The sequence below is a fragment of the Microbacterium sp. genome, assembly GCF_011620715.1.
Lineage (GTDB): Bacteria > Actinomycetota > Actinomycetes > Actinomycetales > Microbacteriaceae > Microbacterium.
The window spans coordinates 31,307-51,256 of sequence record NZ_WOYP01000013.1; the positions used below are offsets into that span (position 1 = coordinate 31,307).

Genomic DNA, 19,950 nt, shown 5'->3' on the forward strand with positions numbered 1-19,950 from the left:
CGAATCGGGCAGCACAGTGCGTGATGCACCAACGAATCGCGGCATCCGCTGTGCCGGTCATCACGTGCTCGGCGGGATGTCGACGTCGTCACGGCGCGTCGACGGTAGACTGGGAGATCGGCCGCTCGGCCGCTTCCACATACCCCTGACGAAACGGACCTTCGCTGTGCTCGCCGTGCACGACCTCGAGATCCGGGTAGGCGCCCGCGTGCTCATGGCGGACGTCTCGTTCCGTGTCAGCAATGGCGACAAGGTGGGTCTGGTCGGGCGCAACGGCGCCGGCAAGACCACGCTGACGAAGGTGCTCGCGGGCGATCTGCTCCCCGCCGCCGGCCGCGTCGATCGCTCTGGTGAACTCGGCTATCTGCCCCAGGACCCGCGCACGGGGGATCCCGAGATGCTCGCCCGCACCCGCATCCTCGATGCCCGCGGCCTGGGCTCGCTGGCGATCGGCATGCACGAGGCGTCGTTGCAGATGGGCGACGAGAACACCGACGTCGCGGCGAAGGCCATGAAGCGCTACAGCAGTCTCACCGAGCGCTTCGAGTCCCTCGGCGGTTACACGGCCGAGGCCGAGGCCGCATCCATCGCCCACAACCTCTCGCTGCCCGACCGGATCCTCGACCAGCCGCTGCGCACCCTCTCGGGTGGCCAGCGCCGGCGCATCGAACTGGCCCGCATCCTGTTCTCGGATGCCGAGTCGATGATCCTGGATGAGCCGACCAACCATCTCGACGCCGACAGCGTCGTGTGGCTGCGCGAATTCCTCAGGAACTACAGGGGCGGGCTGATCGTGATCAGCCACGACGTCCAGCTCGTCGGTGAAACGGTCAACCGCGTCTTCTACCTCGACGCGAACCGGCAGGTCATCGACGTCTACAACATGAACTGGAAGAACTACCTGCGTCAGCGGGTCGCCGACGAAGAGCGCCGCAAGAAGGAGCGCGCAGGCGTCGAGAAGAAGGCCACCCAGCTCCAGCTGCAGGCAGCGCGCTTCGGTGCGAAGGCCTCGAAGGCCGCGGCGGCACACCAGATGGTCGCCCGCGCCGAGAAGATGCTCTCGGGGCTGGACGAGGTCCGCCAAGTCGAGCGGGTCGCCAAGCTGCGTTTCCCGAAGCCGGCCGCGTGCGGTAAGACGCCGCTCATGGCGTCGGGCCTGTCGAAATCGTACGGGTCGCTCGAGATCTTCACCGACGTCGACCTCGCGATCGACCGCGGGTCGAAGGTCGTCGTGCTCGGACTCAACGGAGCCGGCAAGACGACCCTGCTGCGCATCCTCGCGGGTGTCGACCAGCCCGACACCGGGCAGCTCGAGCCTGGGCACGGCCTGAAGATCGGGTACTATGCGCAGGAGCACGAGAACCTCGACGTCTCGCGATCGGTGCTTGAGAACATGATGTCGGCCGCGCCAGACATCAACGCCACCGAGGCACGCAAGGTGCTCGGGTCGTTCCTGTTCACCGGCGATGACGTGCTCAAGCCCGCCGGCGTGCTCTCCGGCGGCGAGAAGACCCGCCTATCGCTCGCGACGCTCGTCGTCTCGAGTGCCAACATGCTGCTGCTGGACGAGCCGACCAACAACCTCGACCCGGCCTCTCGCGAAGAGATCCTCGGCGCGCTCTCGCACTACGAAGGCGCTGTCGTCCTCGTCTCCCACGACGAGGGTGCGGTCGAGGCGCTCAACCCCGAGCGGGTGCTGATCCTGCCCGATGGCGTCGAAGACCTCTGGAACCGTGACTACAAGGAACTGATCACGCTTGCATGATTCGATTGGCGTGTCTGGATTCGGTCGCTGCGCTCGCTGCTGGGCGGCCGGGCGCGCAGCGCCGTATCGAGACATCCTGAGCTGACCCGCTCAGCGATGCGCGGAGTCGAGAATCGAGTCCTCTTCCTCCATGTCGCGATCCATCCGCCGCGGCGGGACGCGGTCGCGCGGAGCGGGCTCGATGCCGCGTGCGCGGTCCTCGGCGTCTTCGCGGTGGTGGCGCAGCTCGGTGCGGATCACGTACCCGATGAAGACGAAGCCCATCACCGCGAAGAGGATCCACTGGATCGCGTACGACAGATATGGACCCGGGTCCTCGGAGGGCACGGCGAAGGCCGCCGGCCGCGTCGCCGGAGCGGGATCCTCCGAGATCATCACCCCGTAGGCGCTGAGCTCGAGCTGAGCGCCGATGTCTGTGTCGATCGAGTCGGCGATGAGCTGCGGATTGATGGAGGGCACCTGGCCCTCAGGCGCCGAACGACCGGATGCCGGCAGCTGTTCGGCCGGACGCAGGCGCGCGATGACCGTCGTCGCGCCTTCCGGCGGTGCCGGAATGGCGTCGGGAAGCGGCTGGTCCTCGCCGGGCGGCACCCAGCCTCGGTCGATCAACAGCACCCGGCCGTCGTTCAGGCGGAACGGCACGAGCACCTCGAACGCCGCTGTGCCTCCGTGGGGCCGATTGCGGACCAGGATCTGCTCGTCGGCGAGGTACTCGCCCTCGAGGGCGACCGGGCGCCATTCGTCGGCCGCGGCGAGCGTCGCGCCGGGAGCGATGATCGCCTCCAGAGGCACAGGTTCGGCGTCGTAGTTCTGCGCCACGAGCGCGAGCTGAGCGGCCCTGTCGGCATTGCGGGAGAACTGCCAGTTGGACAGGAATCCGCACGCGATCGCGAAGACGATCGCGACGGCGATGTACGAGGTCCATCGCACCGCCGCGGGCGCGCTGGCGCGGCGGCTCACGAGGCGCCTCCTGCGGCGGTCAGGGGAACCAGCGGCCACACCGCGACCGGAAAGTCGCGAGCGGCCAGATAGTCGCGGAGATAGTCTCGGTGTTCGTCGCACGCCACCCAGATCTTGCGGCGGTCGGGGGAGTGGATCTTGGGGTTGCGCCACTCGACCCGCCAGAGCGCGGCCTCGCGGCATCCCGCACGAGAGCAGGTCGCGGCAGGCACACCATCGATGCGCACGCGGGAGGACGCGTCGTTCCCGCCGTTCACGCGGGGCCGTCCGCCTCGGGGCGCCGCTCGTCGAGCGCTCGTGCCTCCTCTATGCGCAGCGTCGGGGCGCCGCCGGGGGCCGGGGCAGGGTGGCTCGATGCGGCTACCGGCAGGGCACGCTCGGGCGTGATCACTTCGGTGCGCTGGACGTCGGATCCCACGTTGGCCAGGACCACCGCGATATACGGCAGCACGCAAGCGGCAGCGCCGAAGACCCAGGTGTACCAGCCGTAGGGGGTGATCACGACCATGAGGATGAAGCACGCGATGCGGATGCCCATCATGACCAGATACCTGCTCGAACGCCGATGTTCGTCGTCGCGCGGCGCGACGGGCAGGGACGTTGCAGATTGGGCTTTCGGCGTGCTCTTCACGGTGACTCAAGAGTACGCCTGCACGCACGGGAGTCGGCCCGGTGAGACGGACGCATTCACGCCGTGGACGTGTTCACGCTGTAGACGATGAGGGGCAGCAGGAATGCGAGGAAGACGATCAGTCCGATCACGATGAACCCCAGGCCGACGTAACCGATGATCGTGCCTGCCAGGGCGAGACCGCGGCCCTGCTCGCCGGTCTTCTTGACCTGTCCCAGGGATATGTGGCCGGTGATGATGCCGGCCAGCGATCCGAGCAGCGGGATGATGAAGATGCCGATGAGCGAGGAGACGAGAGAGACGATCGCCAGGGTGTTCGTCTTCGCGGGTCCGCCAGCACCGTACGGCGATCCGTAGGCCGGGGCGGCGGCGTAGGCCGGGGCGGACCCGTATGCCGCAGGAGCGACATACTCCGGAGGAGCGACGTACGCGGGAGGCGCCGAGGGCGCCGTGGGCGGAACGGGGGTCGTGCCGTCGGGGTTCGTGTCGCTCACGGGGCGCCTTTCGTCGGGTGCGCTTACAGCGTCGCAGTGCGTGCCGGTGGTGTCAAACACGGCACCGCTAAGCTGGTGCGGTCCACGTGTCCAACCGTGTCCAGCCCTCCGGGAGAGCTCCATGTCCACCGATCGCGTCGTCCTGGTCACAGGAGGCAACCGCGGCATCGGCCGTGCCATCGCTGAGCGATTCGTCGCCGAAGGGTACAAGGTCGCCGTCACCGCGCGTTCCGGAGAGGGGCCGGCGGGGACGCTGACGGTGCGAGCGGACGTGACGGATGCCGCGGCCCTCGATGCCGCGTTCGCCGAGGTGGAGGCGCAGCTGGGTCCCGTCGAGATCGTCGTCGCCAACGCCGGCATCACGAAGGACACGCTTCTGCTGAGGATGACCGAAGACGACTTCGACAGTGTGATCGCCACGAATCTGGGCGGAACGTTCCGTGTGGTCAAGCGTGCCTCGAAGGGGATGCTGCGCGCGCGGTGGGGGCGCGTCATCCTGATCTCCAGCGTGGTCGGACTCTACGGCTCGGCCGGCCAGATCAATTACTCCGCCTCAAAGAGCGCGCTCGTCGGCTTCGCCCGATCGCTGACTCGTGAACTCGGCGGCCGCGGCATCACCGCCAATGTGGTGGCCCCGGGGTTCATCGAGACCGATATGACGGCGTCCCTGCCCGAGAGCACGCAGGCCGAGTACAAGAAGAACATTCCCGCCGGACGCTTCGCGACGACCGCCGAGGTCGCGGGTGTCGTGGCATGGATCGCCTCGGACGACGCCGCATACATCTCAGGCGCCGTCATCCCCGTCGACGGCGGGCTCGGGATGGGCCACTAGGCTCGGCGATCGACGGCGGCTCGTCCCTCTCAGGGCAGCAGTGCGATCACTTCGCGCAGGTCGACCCGCTCGATCACAAGGTCCGCCTGCGCGCGCACGGCCGGCTTCGCGTTGAACGCCAGTCCGAGCCCGGCCGCGGCCAGCATGCGCAGATCGTTCGCCCCATCGCCGATCGCGATCGTCCGCGACGCGGCGACACCGGCATCGGCGGCCCACTCCCGCAGCGCGGCCGCCTTGGCCTCGGCATCCACGATCGCACCGTCAACGACGCCGCGCAGCATGCCGTCCTGCGTGCCGAGGCGGTTGGCCCGCCACACGTCCACATCCAGGGCGGGGGCGACCGTGTCGAGGATCTCGTGGAATCCGCCAGAGACGACGCCGACCCGGCCACCGCGTTCGTGCACCGCGGCGATCAGCTCGCGCACGCCGGGAGTCGGCTCGATGCGGGTGAGGACCCGCGCGAACGCCGTGGTCGGCACTCCCGCGAGTGCGCTCACGCGTGAGCGCAGGCTCGTGGCGAAGTCGACCTCGCCGCGCATCGCGGCCTCCGTGGCGGCCGTCACCTCGGCACCGCGTCCGGCCTCATCGGCGAGCAGCTCGATCACCTCGTTGCGGATGAGTGTCGAATCGGCGTCGAGCACGACCAGGAAGCGGGCGGATTGCGCGGGCATGCTCCCACGCTAGCGTCGCCGCCTTCCTCCGGTCGTCGGCGGCTCAGGCGTCGATGCGCACTCCCTTGCCGACGACGGTCAGGCCCGTGTCGGTGACCGTGTAGCCGCGCTCGATGTCGCGCTGACGGTCGACGCCGACCGTCGCACCATCGGCGAGCACCACGTTCTTGTCGAGGATCGCACGATGGATGCGGGCCCCCTGGCCCACGCGGACGTGGTCGAAGAGCACGGAATCCGTGATCGTCGATCCGCCCGCGGCGAGGGTCCACGGCCCGACGACGCTGCGTTCGAGGTGGGTGCCGGAGAGCACCGAGCCGAGCGAGACGATGGAGTCGATCGCGTTGCCGATCCGGCCCACCGAATCGCGCACGAACTTCGCCGGGGGCGAGTTGACGGTCTGCGAGTGTATCGGCCATTGCATGTTGTACAGGTTGAAGATCGGCAGGGCCGAGATCAGATCCATATGCGCGTCGAAGAAGGAGTCGATCGTACCGACGTCCCGCCAGTAGTCGCGATCGCGATCGGTCGAGCCCGGCACGTCGTTGCGCTTCAAGTCGTAGACGCCCGCTTCGCCGCGGTTCACGAAGTACGGGATGATGTCGCCGCCCATGTCGTGGTTGGAGGTCGGCAGCTCGCCGTCGGATTCGACGGCCTCGATCAGCGCGTCGGTGTCGAAGATGTAATTGCCCATCGAGGCGAGCACTTCGTGCGGCGCATCACTGAGCCCCTGGGCATCCTGCGGCTTCTCGAGGAACTCGCGGATCTTCGCGGGGTCCTTCTCGTCGACGTCGATGACGCCGAACTGGCTGGCCAGCGACAGCGGTTGACGGATACCGGCCACCGTCGCCCGCGCGCCGGTCTCGATGTGCGAATCCAGCATCTGACGGAAGTCCATGCGGTAGACGTGGTCGGCGCCGATCACCACGACGATGTCGGGCTTCTCGTCGTTGATCAGGTTGAGGCTCTGCAGGATGGCGTCGGCTGACCCGGAGAACCAGCGCTTGCCCAGCCGCTGCTGAGCCGGCACTGAGGCGACGTAGGAGTCCAGCAGGGGCGACATGCGCCACGTCTGCGAGATGTGCCGGTCGAGGCTGTGCGACTTGTACTGGGTCAGCACCACGAGCTGTCTCAGTCCCGAATTGATCAGGTTCGATATCGCGAAGTCGATCAGGCGGTACTGCCCCCCGAACGGGACGGCGGGCTTGGCTCGATCTGCGGTGAGGGGCATGAGGCGCTTGCCCTCCCCGCCCGCGAGGATGATTCCGAACACCTTCGGCACTGCTGGCATGGGCCCACCCTATGCCGCACTTCGGCCCGGGTACTAGCGTGATGGCATGCGAGTCGACGTCATCACCAAGGAGTATCCGCCGGAGATCTACGGTGGGGCCGGAGTGCACGTCACCGAACTGGTCAAGGCCCTCCGTGAGCAGCTCGATGTGCGCGTGCGCGCCTTCGGTGCGGAGCGCGACGAAGAGGCCACGAGCTCCTACAGCGTGCCCGCGGAACTGTCGACCGCGAATGGCGCGATCCAGACGCTCGGCACCGATCTGGAGATGGTCCCCGATGTCGCGGGCGCCGATGTCGTGCACAGCCACACCTGGTATGCGAACTTCGCCGGACACCTCGCATCGCTGCTGCACGGCATCCCGCACATCGTGACCGCGCACAGCCTCGAGCCCCTGCGCCCGTGGAAGGCCGAGCAGCTCGGCGGCGGCTACGCCGTGTCGAGCTACATCGAGAAGACCGCTTACGAGGGCGCTGCCGCGATCATCGCGGTCAGCGACGGCATGCGCACCGACATCCTGCGCAGCTACCCCAGCGTCGATCCCGAGCGGGTGCGCGTCATCTACAACGGCATCGACGTCGACGCGTGGCATCCCGTCGAGGATCCCGCGTTGCTGGCCGAGCTCGGAATCGATCCGGAAAGGCCCTCGGTCGTGTTCGTCGGTCGCATCACCCGCCAGAAGGGACTGACCTACTTCCTGCGCGCCGCCGAGCTGCTGCCGGCGGACGTGCAGGTGATCCTGTGCGCGGGCGCGCCCGACACGCCGCAGATCATGGCGGAGGTCGAAGGCCTCGTGCGCCGGCTGCAGGAGACGAGGCGGGGCGTCGTCTGGATAGACCGGTCACTGTCGCGCCATGACCTCTGCACGGTCCTGAGCGCCGCCACCACGTTCGTCTGCCCGTCGATCTACGAGCCCCTCGGAATCGTGAATCTGGAGGCCATGGCGTGTGGCGCCGCGGTCGTGGGAACGGCGACGGGCGGCATCCCCGAGGTCGTCGTGGACGGCGTGACGGGGCGCTTGGTGCCGATCGAGCAGGTGCAGGACGGCACCGGAACGCCGCTGGATCCGGACCGGTACGTCGCGGACCTCGCGCGGGTGCTCACCGAAGTGGTGAGTGATCCGGAGCGCGCGGCGGCGTACGGTGCGGCGGGCCGCGACCGTGCTGCGAAAGACTTCAGCTGGGGGTCGATCGCCGACGCCACGGCCGCCCTCTACGCGGAGGTCGCCGGCATCCGCCGATAGGCTGAGAGTATGCCGCAGGTGCTCCAGTTCTCCGATGTCGTCGTACGCAGAAACGCCCGCGACATCGTCGACCACCTCGACTGGTCGGTCGAAGACGACCAGCGGTGGGTCATCCTGGGGCCCAACGGCGCAGGCAAGACGACGCTGCTGCAACTGGCCGACACCCTGGTGCACCCGACCTCCGGTCGCGTGACGATCCTCGGTGAGCAGCTCGGGCGGACCGACGTGTTCGAGCTGCGCCCGCGCATCGGCTTCGCCTCCACGGCGATGGCCAAGCGCGTGCCTCCGGATGAGACCGTTCTGAACGTCGTGCTCACCGCCGCATACTCGGTGCTGGGCCGGTGGAATGAGTCGTACGAGGACATCGACGAGCGCCGCGCTCTGCGCGTGCTGTCGGAGTGGCGTCTGGATCATCTGGCCGACCGCACGTTCGGCACGCTGAGCGACGGGGAGCAGAAGCGCGTGCAGATCGCCCGGGCGATCATGACCGACCCCGAGCTGTTGCTGCTGGACGAGCCCGCGGCGAGCCTGGATCTCGGCGCACGCGAAGAACTGCTGATCCTGCTCGGAGGCTACGCGCAAGCCCCGACGACCCCGGCGATGGTGATGGTCACCCATCATGTCGAGGAGATCCCGGTCGGCTTCACGCATGTCCTGCTGCTGCGCGACGGGAAGGTGGTCGCGTCCGGTCCGATCGAGGAGGCACTGACTGCCGAGAACCTCACGAAAGCGTTCGGCGTGCCCATCGTGCTCACCGCCGACGGTGGACGGTACGCCGCGCGGGCGTCCTCCTGAGAACCCCGGCTGGCGAGATCGGTTGTCGAGTAGGCGCGCAGCGCCGTTCCGGGACACGATTCCGCGTCCGCGCTCCGGGCTGGTAGAATAGATCCTTGGTGCATTCGCACCGCAGATTTTCACGCCCTGGCAAAATCCAGTGCACCACTGCCTAGAGGACCACCATGAAGACTGACATCCACCCCGACTACCAGGCCGTCGTGTTCCGCGACCTCGGCTCGGGCGAGACTTTCCTGACCCGTTCGACGGTCACCTCCGAAAAGACGATCGAGCTCGACGGTGTCGAGTACCCGGTCATCGACGTCGAGATCTCTTCGGCATCGCACCCGTTCTACACGGGCAAGCAGCGCATCATGGATTCGGCCGGTCGCGTCGAGAAGTTCAACCAGCGCTTCAAGAACTTCGGCGGCTCGTCGAGCAACTGACTCGCAGCGCTGCGGAAAGCCTCGCTTCGGCGGGGCTTTCCGCATTCCGGGCGTGGCTGCCCGGGCACCTCAGCGCACCGGCCAGCCGCCGTCCAGTCGCTCGTCCGGGTCGAGTCGGCCGATGCGGAGGAAGTACTCGGTCAGACTCGCTGCCTGCGCGCGCGCCCAGGCGATCTGCCGGGTGTGCAGTTCTTCCGCTCGCGCCGGCAGCAGTCCGGCGAAGCGCCCGGCGAGCGCCTGCGCGAGCCGCCCCGCCGCGACCGCGTCGGCGGAGGCCTGATGCGGGTCGTCCAGTCGCACCGCGTAGTGCTCGGCGACCGCGGCGAGGGTGCGCTTGCCCCGACGATAGCGGTCACAGGACTTGTCGATGACGAGCGGATCGATCACCGGCGACGGATCGCGCAGGGGAGTGACGCCGTGGCGGATGGCCTCGTGCGCGAGCAGCGAGAAGTCGTAGGCGGCGTTATACGCCACGACGGGGATGCCGGCATCCAGCAGCGATCGCAGCACGTCCACGGTCTGCTCCACCACCTCGTCTGCCGGCTCGCCGACAGCACGTGCGCGCTCGGTCGTGACGCCGTGGAGGGCCGCCGCCGACTCGGGGATCTCCACGCCGGGATCGGCGATCCAGTCACGGGAGAGGATCACCGATCCGCTCGCATCGAGCAGGCCCACGTGCGCCGTCACGATCCGATCGCACGCCACATCGACGCCGGTCGTCTCGAGGTCGAAGACGCCGATCACCCGCGTCCACCCCGGAGCGCCATCGGCGGGATCGACCGTCTGTCCCGAGTCATGCGTCGCCTTCATGCGATTCACGGTATGCACGACCTCCGACATCGACGGCGCAAGAGCATTCCCATCGCCGACCGTAGAATCGGGCACGTGCCCGTTCCCCATCCCACCGCCCCAGTCGGTCTGCTGCGGCCGGTGCGGCGCGAGGTGCAGGCGTCCGGCGGGACGACCGCGTACTGGGAGTATGGGCCGGTGGACGCGGAGCACACCCTCGTCGCCGTGCACGGGTTCCGCGGTGAGCATCACGGGCTCGAGCCGGTCGTCGCGATGCTGCCCGAGGTGCGGGTGATCTCGCCCGACCTTCCCGGCTTCGGTGAGACGGCACCGCTGCCCGGACGCACCCATGACCTCGCAGCGTACGCCGAATGGCTCAGCGACTTCGTCGCCGCGGTCGCTCCGGGCGCGGTCATCCTGGGTCACTCGTTCGGCTCGATCGTCTCGGCGGCCGCCGTCGCACAGGGACTCGCGACGCCCCGACTCATCCTGGTCAATCCGATCGGCGCACCGGCACTGCAGGGTCCGCGCGGCGTCATGACGCGCCTGGCGATCTTCTACTACTGGGCGGGTGCGCGATTGCCCGAGCGGGTCGGGACGGCCGTGCTGCGCAACGCCCTGGTGGTGCGGGTCATGAGCATCACGATGGCCAAGACCTCCGACAGGCAGCTGCGCCGCTTCATCCACGATCAGCACGACACGTATTTCGCGCGTTTCGCCGACCGGGACGTGCTGCGCGACGCGTTCGTCACGAGCGTCTCGCACGACATCACCGAGTACGCGGCCGACATCGCGGTGCCCACGCTTCTGATCGCAGCCGTGCGCGACGACATCACACCGATCGAAGCCGAGCGCCACCTGGTGACGCTGTTCACGGATGCCGAGCTCGTCGAGATCCCCGATGTCGGGCACCTGATCCACTACGAGACGCCGGCGCCCGCGGCCGAGGCGATCAGGCGGTTTCTTGGGCCTTCCGCTCGCGATACGCGTTGACGTTCATGCGGTTGCCGCAGTTGCCGGTGTCGCAGTAGCGCTTCGACCCGTTGCGTGAGTAGTCGATGTAGACCGAGTCGCAGTCGTCGGCCGAACACGTGCGCACCCGGTCGTACTCGTCCGAGCGGACGACATCGACAAAGGCCATCGCCGCCTCCACCAGGATCCGGGTGGCCAGGGGGGCGTCGTCCGAGGTGGCATGGATGTGCCAGTCGTACTCGTCGTGGATGACGAGCCGGGGGAGGGCGTGGCCGTCGCGGAGCATCTCGTTCACGAGGGGAACGGCCCCTTCGCGGTCGACGTCCCACAGCCGGCGCAGGCGCGGACGAATGGCGCGGACGGCGGCGAGTTCGGTCTCGTCCCGGCGGATGGTTCCGGTGTAGCGGTTCATTGCGAGGTAGGCGTCGAAGTCGGCGATGGTGCGCAGCGAGTCCTCGCCGTCGAAACCGGGCAGCGTGTTGACCAGGTCGACGGCAGCTTTGAGGGATTGCTCGGTGTCATGAATGAAAACCATGTTGACTCCTGACGCGATGGGTCGGTAATGTCACTAGTGTAATCGCTCTTCACTCCTGACACCCCGACACGGCCGGAATCACCATGGCAGCGCCCACCGCATCCCTCCCGATGATCTCCGCGCTGCCGGCGCACCGGGTCAGCACGTCCGGTCTGCTGCTGGCAGTCGCCTCCGCCCTGGCCTTCTCCTCGAGCGGGCCGCTCATCAAGCCGCTGCTCGAGGCGGGCTGGTCACTCGGCGCGGCACTGCTGGTGCGCATGGGCGTGGCCGGGCTCATCCTCTCACCCGCGCTCTTCCTGGCGATCCGGCGGCAGCGGGGGTTTCTGCGGAGGCACTGGAAGCTCATCCTCGTCTTCGGCCTGATGCCCGTGCTCGGCTGCCAGCTCTTCTTCTTCTCCGCGATGCAGCGGATGCCGGTCGCGGTCGCCCTGCTCATCCAGTACCTCGCCCCGGTCATGCTGGTGGCGTTCGTGTGGCTGCGGACCCGAAAGGCCCCATCCGCGCTCGTGCTGTGGGGATCGGCCGTCGCGATCGTGGGCCTGGTGCTCGTGGTCGACATCTCAGGTGCGTCCTTCGATCTGCTCGGAACGCTGTTCGCCCTCGCCGCCGCCGTGTGCGTGTGCGCCTACTTCGTGATCTCGGAGCGGGCCGGCGACGAACTCCCGCCGCTGGCACTCGCGGCGGGCGGACTGCTGACCGGCGGCATCATCATGGCGGTGCTCTGCCTGAGCGGCATCATGCCCTTCGCCGCTCCGGCCGTGTCGGTCGTGCTCGCCGGTGTCGAGGTGCCGTGGTTCGTGCCGCTGCTGTGGGTAGCGGCGATCGCGACGACCATGGGCTACGCGTTCGGGGTCATGGCGGTGCCGCGCATCGGCTCTCGCGTCGCTTCGTTCGTCGGCCTCTCCGAGGTGCTGTTCGCACTCGGCTTCGCGTGGATCTTCCTCGCGGAGGTGCCGGCGCCGATCCAGTTCGCCGGCGGCGCACTCATCCTCGTCGGAGTGATCTTGGTGCGGGCGGACGCGCAGTCCGCCGGCAACCGTCTCACTCCCGTCGTGCCAGCTCCATGAGCGGACTCACGCGATAGCCGATCACTTCGCCCATCACGAGCGAGGTCTCGGTGCGCTCGACCCCCTCGATCGCCAGAATGCGGGCATCCGTGTCGAAGAGGTGCTGGGCGTCGCGACACGCGACCCGCACCAGCAGGTCGACCTGACCGCTCAGGCCGTGGGCCTGCACGATCTCGGGTACCCGCGCGAGTTCGGCCGTGATCGCGGGCAGGTCGGCCTGGCGCACCGTGAGGCTGATGAACGCCTCGATCGGAAAGCCGAGAGCCGTGGAAGAGATTGCGCGCTCGTACGAGAGGAATACGCCTGATCGCTCGAGTCGGGCCATGCGCGCCTGGACGGTGTTCCGCGAGAGTCCGAGCCGTTCTGCCAGGGCGACCACGGTCGCTCTGTGGTCTGTCGCGAGTGCAGCCAGCAACTCGAGGTCGACATGATCGAGAGTGCTCATGGCGGGAAGATTACCACGTCCGTCACTACAATGATTGGCAACATGCTCAGCGGGGTTGTCAATCCTTGAGCTAGATGCGATATCGGCGACTTCGGGCGGGAAGCCCGCGATGTACTCGACCACCGTCGCCGCAGCCATGCGCCGTTTCCTATGCGGTGGCCTCCGCATAGGAAAGAAGCTGCAACCGCTCGCGTTCGTAGAGCACCGTGTATGCGGAGCCGTTCGCGAGCCGGGTACCGACCGGCGGGAGCTCGCCGCCCGTCGCGTGACGCAGCAGCTCGCGGATGAGCGCACCGTGGGTCACGACGATGACGGAGGCCGCAGCCGGGGCGGTGGCGCCGCGGGCGTCGGCGACCACCTCCGCGAGAGCGCGCAGGGCCCGCGCGCGCAGATGCGGCCACGGCTCGGCACCGGGGATCTCGGCGTTGTGCCAGTCTCCCCATCGGCGGATGAACTCGGCCGCCTCGACGCCCTCTGCGTCGCCGTAGGAGCGCTCGCGCAGCGCCGGGTACGTGCGCGGTGCAGGCAGACCGAGATCGGTCGCGATGATCTTGGCCGTCTCCCGCGCACGGGACAGGTCGCTCGAGACGATGATGTCGCCGCTCAACGCGGCCGCCGCGGCCCGGGCCTGGGCGCGGCCGGTGTCGTTGAGCGGAATGTCCGTCGAGCCCTGGATGCGCCGATCGCGGTTCCAGTCGGTCTCGCCATGGCGGACGAGGGTCAGCAGGGTCACCCTTCGAGCCTATGCGCGCCACAGGGGTCGGCGCCGCCGGGAGCCCCGCGACCAGGCTCAGGCGATCGCAGGGAGTGCCTCCGCGAGCACCTGCAGCACGTCGCTCGTGCCTGCGTCGATCTTCACGGTGGCGCGGTGATCCGCGCGGGTCGCGCCGCGGTTGACGATCACGATCGGGAGACGGCGGCGACGCGCCCGCTCGAGCAGTCGGATGCCGGAATTGACGACGAGTGAGGACCCCGCGATCACGAGCGCACCGCTGCCCCGCACGAGCTGCTCGGCCTCACGGAACTTCTCGGCGGGAATGAACTCGCCGAAGAACACGACGTCGGGCTTCAGCATCCCCTCGCAGACCGTGCACAACGGGATCCGGAATCCGGTCGTGCTCTCGGGCAGGACGTCGCCATCCGGACCCAGCGGGACGGTCTCGGGCACCAGGAGCCACGGGTTGTCCGCTTCGACCCGCTGCGCGAGATCGCGGCGGTCGAAGACCTGTCCGCAGTGCGTGCAGAAGACGCGGCGCATCGTGCCGTGCAGCTCGACCACACGACGGCTGCCTGCCCGCACGTGGAGGCCGTCGACGTTCTGCGTGATGACGCCGGCCACGATTCCCTGTGCCTCGAGGGTCGCCAGCGCGCGGTGGCCGGGGTTGGGCGCCGCGGCGGCGAAGGCCTGCCATCCGAGGTGGCTGCCGACCCAGTAGCGCCGACGAGCGTCCTCGCTGGCGAGGAACTGGTCGATCGTCATCGGGGTGCGCACCGGGGCGCCCTTGCCGCGATAGTCCGGGATGCCCGAGTCGGTGGAGATTCCGGCGCCGGTGAGGATCGCGAGCCTGCGGCCGGCGAGCGCGTCGATGGCCCGGGCGATCGCGTCGGCGGTGCGGGCGGCGTGTTCGGCAACGGCCACTGTGTCCTCGACCATGCGATCACCCCCTCGAGCTCACCCTGTGCTCAGAGTGTAGGCGGCGCGCTTTACCGGGATGTTACGGGAGCCTCCGGACCTGGGAGAGTGGAGTGGAGCGGGAGAACCCGTGCCAGGCGAGCGGGACGAGGAATGCCCATGCGGGTTGTCGAGATCACCGACCCGGCAGATCCGCGGCTGGCCGACTACCGCGATCTCACGGATGTCGCGCTGCGGCGCGTGCTCGAACCCGAGGGGGGCCTGTACATCGCCGAGTCGGCGAAGGTGATCGGCCGGGCGCTGGATGCCGGTCACCGCCCGCGCTCGGTCCTCGTGCAGGCCAAGTGGGTGCCCGATGTCGAGGAGCTGCTCGCCGGCGATATCGACACGCCTGTGTACGTCGTTACGGCCGGCGTCGCAGAGTCGCTCACCGGCTACGCGGTGCACCGGGGCGCGCTGGCCGCCATGCACCGGCCGCCGCCCGCGGCCGTGGCGGAGGTCATCGCCGGAGCGCGCACGGTGATGATCCTCGAGGACATCGTCGATCACACGAACGTGGGCGCCGCGTTCCGCAGCGCGGCCGCGCTCGGGGCGGATGCCGTGCTGATCTCGCCGCGATGCGCAGACCCGCTCTACCGCCGCAGTGTGCGGGTGAGCATGGGGGCGGTGTTCCAGGTGCCGTGGACGCGGCTGCCGGAATGGCCCGTGGCCCGCGTCGCACTGGACGAGCTCGGCTTCCACGTGGCCGCGCTCGCCCTTTCGGCAGGCGCGATCGGGCTCGACGAGTTCGCCGCCCGCCGGCCGGACCGGGTGGCGCTGCTGTTCGGCGCCGAGGGAGACGGCCTCAGCCCTCGCGCGATGCAGGTCGCCGACACGATCGTCACGATTCCGATGCGGGGCGGTGTCGATTCACTCAATGTCGCCGCAGCCGTGGCCGTAGTGCTCTGGGCGATGCGAGGGCAGCACCCGTAGTGCTAGACCTGCTCACCGGTAGTGGCGGCGGGGTCCTTCACCGGCGCGAGCGTCGTGACCGGAATCGCGTTCGGGCGTTTCGCGGTGATGAGGTCGCCGGAGGATTCGTGGCGCACCCGGCGGAGCACCCACGGCACCAAGTGCGTGCGGGCCCAGACGAGGTCCTCGGTGCGTGCCGCGCGCCACGTGCGCACCGGCAGCGGGTCGGGCTGCATCGGCTGCAGATCATTCGGCACGTTCAACGTACGCAGGACCATGCGGGCGATCTCGTGGTGGCCGAGAGAGTTGTAGTGCAGGCGGTCGGACTCGAAGAACCGCGGATCCTGCACCTCCTTGAGGCCCCACTGGTCGGCGACGATGCAGTCGTAGTGATCGGCGATCGCCCGGATGTTCTCGTTGTAGATCGCGACCTTGCCGCGGAACCCGCGGAACACCGGGGTGAAGTTGGTGTCGATGCCGGTGAACACGACGAGCGTTGCTCCGTCTCGCCGAAGGCGCAGGACGGCGTCCTCGAACTGCGTGGCGATCTCGTCCGGATCGGTTCCGGGGCGGATGACGTCGTTGCCGCCTGCCGAGAAGGAGATCAGGTCGGGCTTGAGCTCGAGCGCGGCATCCACCTGTCCCGCGACGATCTGGGCGATGAGCTTGCCGCGCACCGCGAGGTTCGCATATGCGAAGTCGTCCACCTGCCGTGAGAGCACTTCCGCAACGCGGTCGGCCCAGCCGCGGTAGCCGTTGGCAGCGGAAGGCTCGGGATCCCCGATCCCCTCGGTGAACGAGTCGCCGAGCGCGACGAAGCGCCGCCAGGGGTGCGGTCCGGGATTGATGACATCGGCGCTCCGATCGTCGCTCGTGGCGATGCTCCTTTCTCGATTCGGGATGACTACGAGGCTATCGCGCGGCACGAACGTCTCATGGCGGCGATGTCGCTCGGCTCGTCTATCGTGGTCACTCGTTGTGTCTGCAGCCGCGCGGCGATGAGGAAGGGGGATGACGGTGGACGAAGATGCCGTTCTCGATGCGCCGGGTCCCCACATCGGCAGCTTCGCCGAGAATCCTCAGAAGATCGGCGGCGCGGCCGCGGATCACCTGTCGCCCGCCTACCCGCAGCGCGCGCCATGGGGAACCGCCGAGCGCCTGCGTGCGTGGCAAGCCGAGGCGCTGGATCGTTACTTCGCCATGGACGGCCCGGACGGCGTCGGCGCAGGACCCCGTGACTTCCTCGCCGCGGCGACCCCGGGCGCCGGCAAGACGACGTTCGCCCTGCGTCTGGCCAGCGAGCTGCTGCGACGCCGGATCATCGACCGCATCGTCGTGGTCGCCCCGACCGAGCACCTGAAGACCCAGTGGGCGGATGCCGCGGCCCGCGTCTCGATCCGGCTCGACCCGGCCTTCAGCAACCGCCACTCCCTCCCCTCGCGGCAGTACCACGGCGTGGCGGTGACCTACGCGCAGGTCGCCGTGAAGGCGGCGGTGCACGAACGGCTGATCGCCGACGCCCGCACCCTGGTGATCCTCGACGAGGTGCACCACGGTGGCGACGCGCTCAGCTGGGGGGAGGCGCTGCGCGAGGCATACGGCCGCGCGACCCGCCGTCTGCTGCTATCGGGAACGCCGTTCCGCAGCGACACTGCGCCGATCCCGTTCGTCGAGTACCACCCCGACGAGCACGGCATCCGCCTCTCGCGCACCGACTACAGCTACGGCTACAGCCGGGCTCTCGCGGACGGGGTGGTGCGGCCGGTGATCTTCCTGGTGTACGCCGGGCAGATGCGCTGGCGCACGCGCACAGGCGACGAGATGCATGCCCAGCTCGGCCAGGACAACACGAAGGACATCACGGCGCAGGCGTGGCGGACGGCGCTGGACCCGGAGGGGGAGTGGATCCCTGCCGTCCTCCGTTCGGCAGACCGACGGCTCACCGAGGTACGCGCACAGGTTCCGGATGCCGGCGGCCTGGTGATCGCGACCGACCAGACGGCGGCGCGCGCCTATGCGACGATCCTGCGCGATCTGACCGGCGAGGCACCTACCGTTGTGCTCTCCGACCAGGCCGAGGCCTCGTCGCGGATCGAGCAGTTCGCCCAGGCGACGACCCGCTGGATGGTCGCGGTGCGGATGGTATCGGAGGGGGTCGACGTGCCGCGGCTCTCGGTCGGCGTCTACGCCACGTCCGCCTCGACTCCGCTCTTCTTCACGCAGGCCGTGGGGCGCTTCGTGCGGGCCCGGCGCCGCGGCGAGACCGCGAGCGTGTTCCTCCCGCACGTTCCGCAGCTCATGGCGCTCGCGGCCGAGCTGGAGCGGCAGCGCGACCACGCGCTGGACCGCGACAATGCGGGCGATGACGAATGGGCCGTGGACGAAGATGCGATGGATGCCGCCGCGCGCGAGGAATCGGCATCCGACGCCCTGGCCCACGAGTTCACCTACCAGGCGCTCGGCTCGCTCGCCCACTTCGACCGCGTGCTCTACGACGGTCGCGAGTTCGGCGAGCTCGCGGTGCCCGGCACGCCCGAGGAGGAGGAATTCCTCGGGCTGCCCGGGCTGCTCGAGCCCGAGCACGTCCACGAGCTGCTCCAGCAACGCCAGGCGCGCCAGAGCAGGCACCGCCGGGCGCGCGAGGCTCGCGACGGCGCTGCAGCGGAGCCCGCACCACCGCAGGCGCTGCACCGGACGCTCAAGGAGCAGCGACAGCTCCTGAACAGTCTGGTCGGGCTCTATGCCCGGCAGACGGGAGACCCGCACGCAATGGTGCACGCGGAACTGCGTCGCGTGTGCGGCGGTCCCGCGGTCTCGCACGCGACCGTCGCGCAGTTGCAGGCGCGGATCGACGTGCTGCGTTCGCGCGTTCGGTCCTGACCCGCCTCGACGCGGCGGCTGCGGTTCGGAGCCCCGAAATGCTGGCAATCCCCGTCTCGAGGGCGGCCTTGCGCGCCCCGCTGGCTAGCGTTGAAAAGTCCCCGCACCGCCGCCCCGGAGGCTTCATTGAGCGCGCCCGCACAACCCACCCAGCGAGACCGTCGGCGCTGGGCCCGGTACCTCGTCGACGAACGGGCCGAAGCCCAGGTCTACCGCGAGCTCGCCGCGCGACGCGACGGCGAGGAGCGCGAGATCCTGACCGCGCTGGCCGAGGCGGAAGGCCGGCACGAGGCGCATTGGCTCAACCTGCTGGGTGGCGAGCCGGTCCGATTGCCCCGACCGAACGGGGGCACGGTGCTGCTCGGATGGATGGCGAGGCGATTCGGCTCGATCTTCGTGCTGGCACTCGCGCAGAACGCGGAGGCGCGATCGCCGTATGAGAGCGAGCCGTTCGCGACGCCGACGATGGCCGCGGACGAGAAGATCCATCACGAGGTGGTGCGCGGATTGGCCGCGCGCGGACGCCGCCGACTGTCGGGCACCTTCCGTGCCGCGGTCTTCGGCGCGAATGACGGGCTGGTGTCGAACCTTGCGCTCGTGATGGGCATCGGTGCGACCGGCGTCGCGCCGCAGTTCGTGCTCTTCAGCGGGATCGCCGGCCTGCTCGCCGGTGCCCTCTCGATGGGGGCAGGGGAGTTCGTATCGGTCCGCTCGCAGCGCGAGCTGCTGGCGGCGACCGAGCCCAATGACTTCGCCGACGAGTCGCTGCCGTACTTGGACCTCGATGCGAATGAGCTGGCCCTCGTTTATCGGTCCCGCGGAATGGCGCAGGATGATGCGCTCGCCCGCGCGCGGTTGGTCGTCACCGCGGCGCAGGAGGGCACGACGCCCCACGGTGCGCCGCTGGACCCGCCCAGCGATCATGAACTCGTGGGCGGGGCCTGGAATGCGGCGCGGTCGAGCTTTCTGTTCTTCGCGTCGGGCGCGATCATCCCGGTCCTGCCATGGATCTTCGGATTGACCGGCCTCGCGGCCGTCGCTGTCGCGCTGCTGCTGGTCGGCATCGCGCTCCTGGCGACAGGCGCCATGGTAGGCCTGCTCTCGGGCGGCCCGCCGCTGCGGCGCGCCCTTCGTCAGCTCGCGATCGGCTTCGGCGCTGCGGCGGTGACATACGTGCTGGGCTGGATTTTCGGGGTGTCGGTGGGGTGACCGGCGTTATCGGAGCATGGCGCGAACGTGATAATGTCGATCTTCGGTTGGCGACAACCCAGACCCATGCGCGGGTGGCGGAATAGGTAGACGCGCTAGCTTGAGGTGCTAGTGCCCGTATAGGGCGTGGGGGTTCAAGTCCCCCCTCGCGCACACAGTGAAGAAGGCCCCCCGCCAGGGGGGCCTTCTTCACTGTGTCGGCCAGGGGTCGCCGCGAATCCGACCAGGGGCGGGCCCACGCCGCCAGAGGCTCCGCGCGCCGCGAAGCGGCGTGTGGAGGGGCGGTGGGGACAAGTCCCCCCTCGCGCACACAATGGATCAGGGCCCTCGAAAGGGGGCCCTGACGTGTGTGAGGGCCGCCCCGTCAG

Annotated in this window: 22 protein-coding genes and 1 tRNA gene; 11 read left to right on the top strand and 12 right to left on the bottom strand. The window is 69.0% G+C overall.

Annotation, left to right across the window (positions count from 1 at the left end; all coding sequences use genetic code 11):
• Positions 1-166: 166 nt before the first annotated feature.
• Entirely contained in the window at positions 167-1,765 is a 1,599-nt protein-coding gene (locus QZV84_RS01710; RefSeq protein ID WP_292824389.1) for an ABC-F family ATP-binding cassette domain-containing protein, read from the top strand.
• A 90-nt stretch (positions 1,766-1,855) separates the two neighbouring features.
• Here QZV84_RS01710 and QZV84_RS01715 read toward each other — a convergent pair whose 3' ends face one another.
• The 4 genes from QZV84_RS01715 to QZV84_RS01730 are packed head-to-tail and all read right to left on the bottom strand — an operon-like array spanning position 1,856 to position 3,850.
• Positions 1,856-2,725, bottom strand: a complete 870-nt coding sequence (locus tag QZV84_RS01715) for an SURF1 family protein (RefSeq protein WP_292824392.1) — start codon at positions 2,723-2,725, stop codon at positions 1,856-1,858.
• Positions 2,722-2,937: a hypothetical protein gene (locus tag QZV84_RS01720; protein WP_292824499.1), complete on the bottom strand. Its 216-nt coding sequence runs from the start codon at positions 2,935-2,937 to the stop codon at positions 2,722-2,724. Before QZV84_RS01720 ends, QZV84_RS01715 begins: the two co-directional genes overlap by 4 nt.
• 41 nt (positions 2,938-2,978) lie before the next feature.
• Positions 2,979-3,356: a DUF3099 domain-containing protein gene (locus QZV84_RS01725; protein ID WP_292824395.1), complete on the bottom strand. Its 378-nt coding sequence runs from the start codon at positions 3,354-3,356 to the stop codon at positions 2,979-2,981.
• A 56-nt stretch (positions 3,357-3,412) separates the two neighbouring features.
• Positions 3,413-3,850 (bottom strand): DUF4190 domain-containing protein, encoded by a 438-nt coding sequence (locus QZV84_RS01730; protein ID WP_292824398.1) that lies wholly within the window; start codon positions 3,848-3,850, stop codon positions 3,413-3,415.
• Positions 3,851-3,971: 121 nt separating this feature from the next.
• On the opposite strand from QZV84_RS01730, the gene fabG reads away from it, so the two are divergent.
• Positions 3,972-4,682 carry a 3-oxoacyl-ACP reductase FabG gene (gene fabG / locus QZV84_RS01735; protein ID WP_292824401.1) on the top strand — a complete coding sequence of 237 codons (711 nt, stop codon included), beginning with the start codon at positions 3,972-3,974 and terminating at the stop codon, positions 4,680-4,682.
• A gap of 29 nt (positions 4,683-4,711) precedes the next feature.
• Here fabG and serB read toward each other — a convergent pair whose 3' ends face one another.
• Both serB and glgC read right to left on the bottom strand, forming a co-directional pair.
• Positions 4,712-5,353, bottom strand: coding sequence for a phosphoserine phosphatase SerB (gene serB / locus QZV84_RS01740; RefSeq protein WP_292824404.1), 642 nt, complete (start codon positions 5,351-5,353; stop codon positions 4,712-4,714).
• A 43-nt stretch (positions 5,354-5,396) separates the two neighbouring features.
• Entirely contained in the window at positions 5,397-6,641 is a 1,245-nt protein-coding gene (glgC, locus tag QZV84_RS01745) for a glucose-1-phosphate adenylyltransferase (RefSeq protein ID WP_292824407.1), read from the bottom strand.
• 46 nt (positions 6,642-6,687) lie between these two features.
• Here glgC and glgA point away from each other — a divergent pair, with 46 nt between their 5' ends.
• From glgA to QZV84_RS01760, 3 genes are all read left to right on the top strand, one after another.
• Positions 6,688-7,881, top strand: coding sequence for a glycogen synthase (glgA, locus tag QZV84_RS01750; RefSeq protein ID WP_292824410.1), 1,194 nt, complete (start codon positions 6,688-6,690; stop codon positions 7,879-7,881).
• A 9-nt stretch (positions 7,882-7,890) separates the two neighbouring features.
• Complete coding sequence (locus QZV84_RS01755; RefSeq protein ID WP_292824413.1) at positions 7,891-8,676, top strand: ABC transporter ATP-binding protein; 786 nt, start codon at positions 7,891-7,893, stop codon at positions 8,674-8,676.
• A 164-nt stretch (positions 8,677-8,840) separates the two neighbouring features.
• Positions 8,841-9,101 (top strand): type B 50S ribosomal protein L31, encoded by a 261-nt coding sequence (locus QZV84_RS01760; protein WP_292824415.1) that lies wholly within the window; start codon positions 8,841-8,843, stop codon positions 9,099-9,101.
• Between the two features lie 69 nt (positions 9,102-9,170).
• On the opposite strand, the gene QZV84_RS01765 is transcribed toward QZV84_RS01760, so the two are convergent.
• Positions 9,171-9,911, bottom strand: a complete 741-nt coding sequence (locus QZV84_RS01765; protein ID WP_292824418.1) for a 3'-5' exonuclease — start codon at positions 9,909-9,911, stop codon at positions 9,171-9,173.
• Between the two features lie 75 nt (positions 9,912-9,986).
• On the opposite strand from QZV84_RS01765, the gene QZV84_RS01770 reads away from it, so the two are divergent.
• Positions 9,987-10,883: an alpha/beta hydrolase gene (locus QZV84_RS01770; RefSeq protein WP_292824421.1), complete on the top strand. Its 897-nt coding sequence runs from the start codon at positions 9,987-9,989 to the stop codon at positions 10,881-10,883.
• On the opposite strand, the gene QZV84_RS01775 is transcribed toward QZV84_RS01770, so the two are convergent.
• Positions 10,843-11,397 carry a CGNR zinc finger domain-containing protein gene (locus QZV84_RS01775; RefSeq protein WP_292824424.1) on the bottom strand — a complete coding sequence of 185 codons (555 nt, stop codon included), beginning with the start codon at positions 11,395-11,397 and terminating at the stop codon, positions 10,843-10,845. The genes QZV84_RS01770 and QZV84_RS01775 overlap by 41 nt on opposite strands.
• Positions 11,398-11,480: 83 nt before the next feature.
• Between QZV84_RS01775 and QZV84_RS01780 the strand changes: the two genes are divergently transcribed.
• Positions 11,481-12,464, top strand: coding sequence for a DMT family transporter (locus tag QZV84_RS01780; protein ID WP_292824427.1), 984 nt, complete (start codon positions 11,481-11,483; stop codon positions 12,462-12,464).
• On the opposite strand, the gene QZV84_RS01785 is transcribed toward QZV84_RS01780, so the two are convergent.
• From QZV84_RS01785 to QZV84_RS01795, 3 genes are all read right to left on the bottom strand, one after another.
• Positions 12,439-12,909 (bottom strand): Lrp/AsnC family transcriptional regulator, encoded by a 471-nt coding sequence (locus QZV84_RS01785; RefSeq protein ID WP_292824502.1) that lies wholly within the window; start codon positions 12,907-12,909, stop codon positions 12,439-12,441. The genes QZV84_RS01780 and QZV84_RS01785 overlap by 26 nt on opposite strands.
• Positions 12,910-13,057: 148 nt before the next feature.
• Positions 13,058-13,642, bottom strand: coding sequence for a histidine phosphatase family protein (locus tag QZV84_RS01790; protein ID WP_292824429.1), 585 nt, complete (start codon positions 13,640-13,642; stop codon positions 13,058-13,060).
• Positions 13,643-13,699: 57 nt separating this feature from the next.
• Positions 13,700-14,563, bottom strand: coding sequence for a Sir2 family NAD-dependent protein deacetylase (locus tag QZV84_RS01795; RefSeq protein WP_292824432.1), 864 nt, complete (start codon positions 14,561-14,563; stop codon positions 13,700-13,702).
• Positions 14,564-14,701: 138 nt separating this feature from the next.
• Here QZV84_RS01795 and QZV84_RS01800 point away from each other — a divergent pair, with 138 nt between their 5' ends.
• Positions 14,702-15,514, top strand: coding sequence for an RNA methyltransferase (locus QZV84_RS01800; RefSeq protein ID WP_292824435.1), 813 nt, complete (start codon positions 14,702-14,704; stop codon positions 15,512-15,514).
• A gap of 2 nt (positions 15,515-15,516) precedes the next feature.
• On the opposite strand, the gene QZV84_RS01805 is transcribed toward QZV84_RS01800, so the two are convergent.
• On the bottom strand, positions 15,517-16,374 hold the full coding sequence (locus tag QZV84_RS01805; protein ID WP_292824504.1) for an SGNH/GDSL hydrolase family protein: 858 nt from the start codon (positions 16,372-16,374) through the stop codon (positions 15,517-15,519).
• Positions 16,375-16,504: 130 nt separating this feature from the next.
• On the opposite strand from QZV84_RS01805, the gene QZV84_RS01810 reads away from it, so the two are divergent.
• The 3 genes from QZV84_RS01810 (at position 16,505) to QZV84_RS01820 (ending at position 19,735) form a co-directional block, all read left to right on the top strand.
• Entirely contained in the window at positions 16,505-18,373 is a 1,869-nt protein-coding gene (locus tag QZV84_RS01810; protein WP_292824438.1) for a DEAD/DEAH box helicase, read from the top strand.
• 126 nt (positions 18,374-18,499) lie between these two features.
• A complete protein-coding gene (locus QZV84_RS01815) occupies positions 18,500-19,582 on the top strand; it encodes a VIT1/CCC1 family protein (RefSeq protein WP_292824441.1) in 1,083 nt (360 codons plus the stop codon).
• Positions 19,583-19,650: 68 nt separating this feature from the next.
• Positions 19,651-19,735: transfer RNA gene (locus tag QZV84_RS01820), tRNA-Leu, on the top strand.
• The last annotated feature ends 215 nt before the right edge of the window (positions 19,736-19,950 follow it).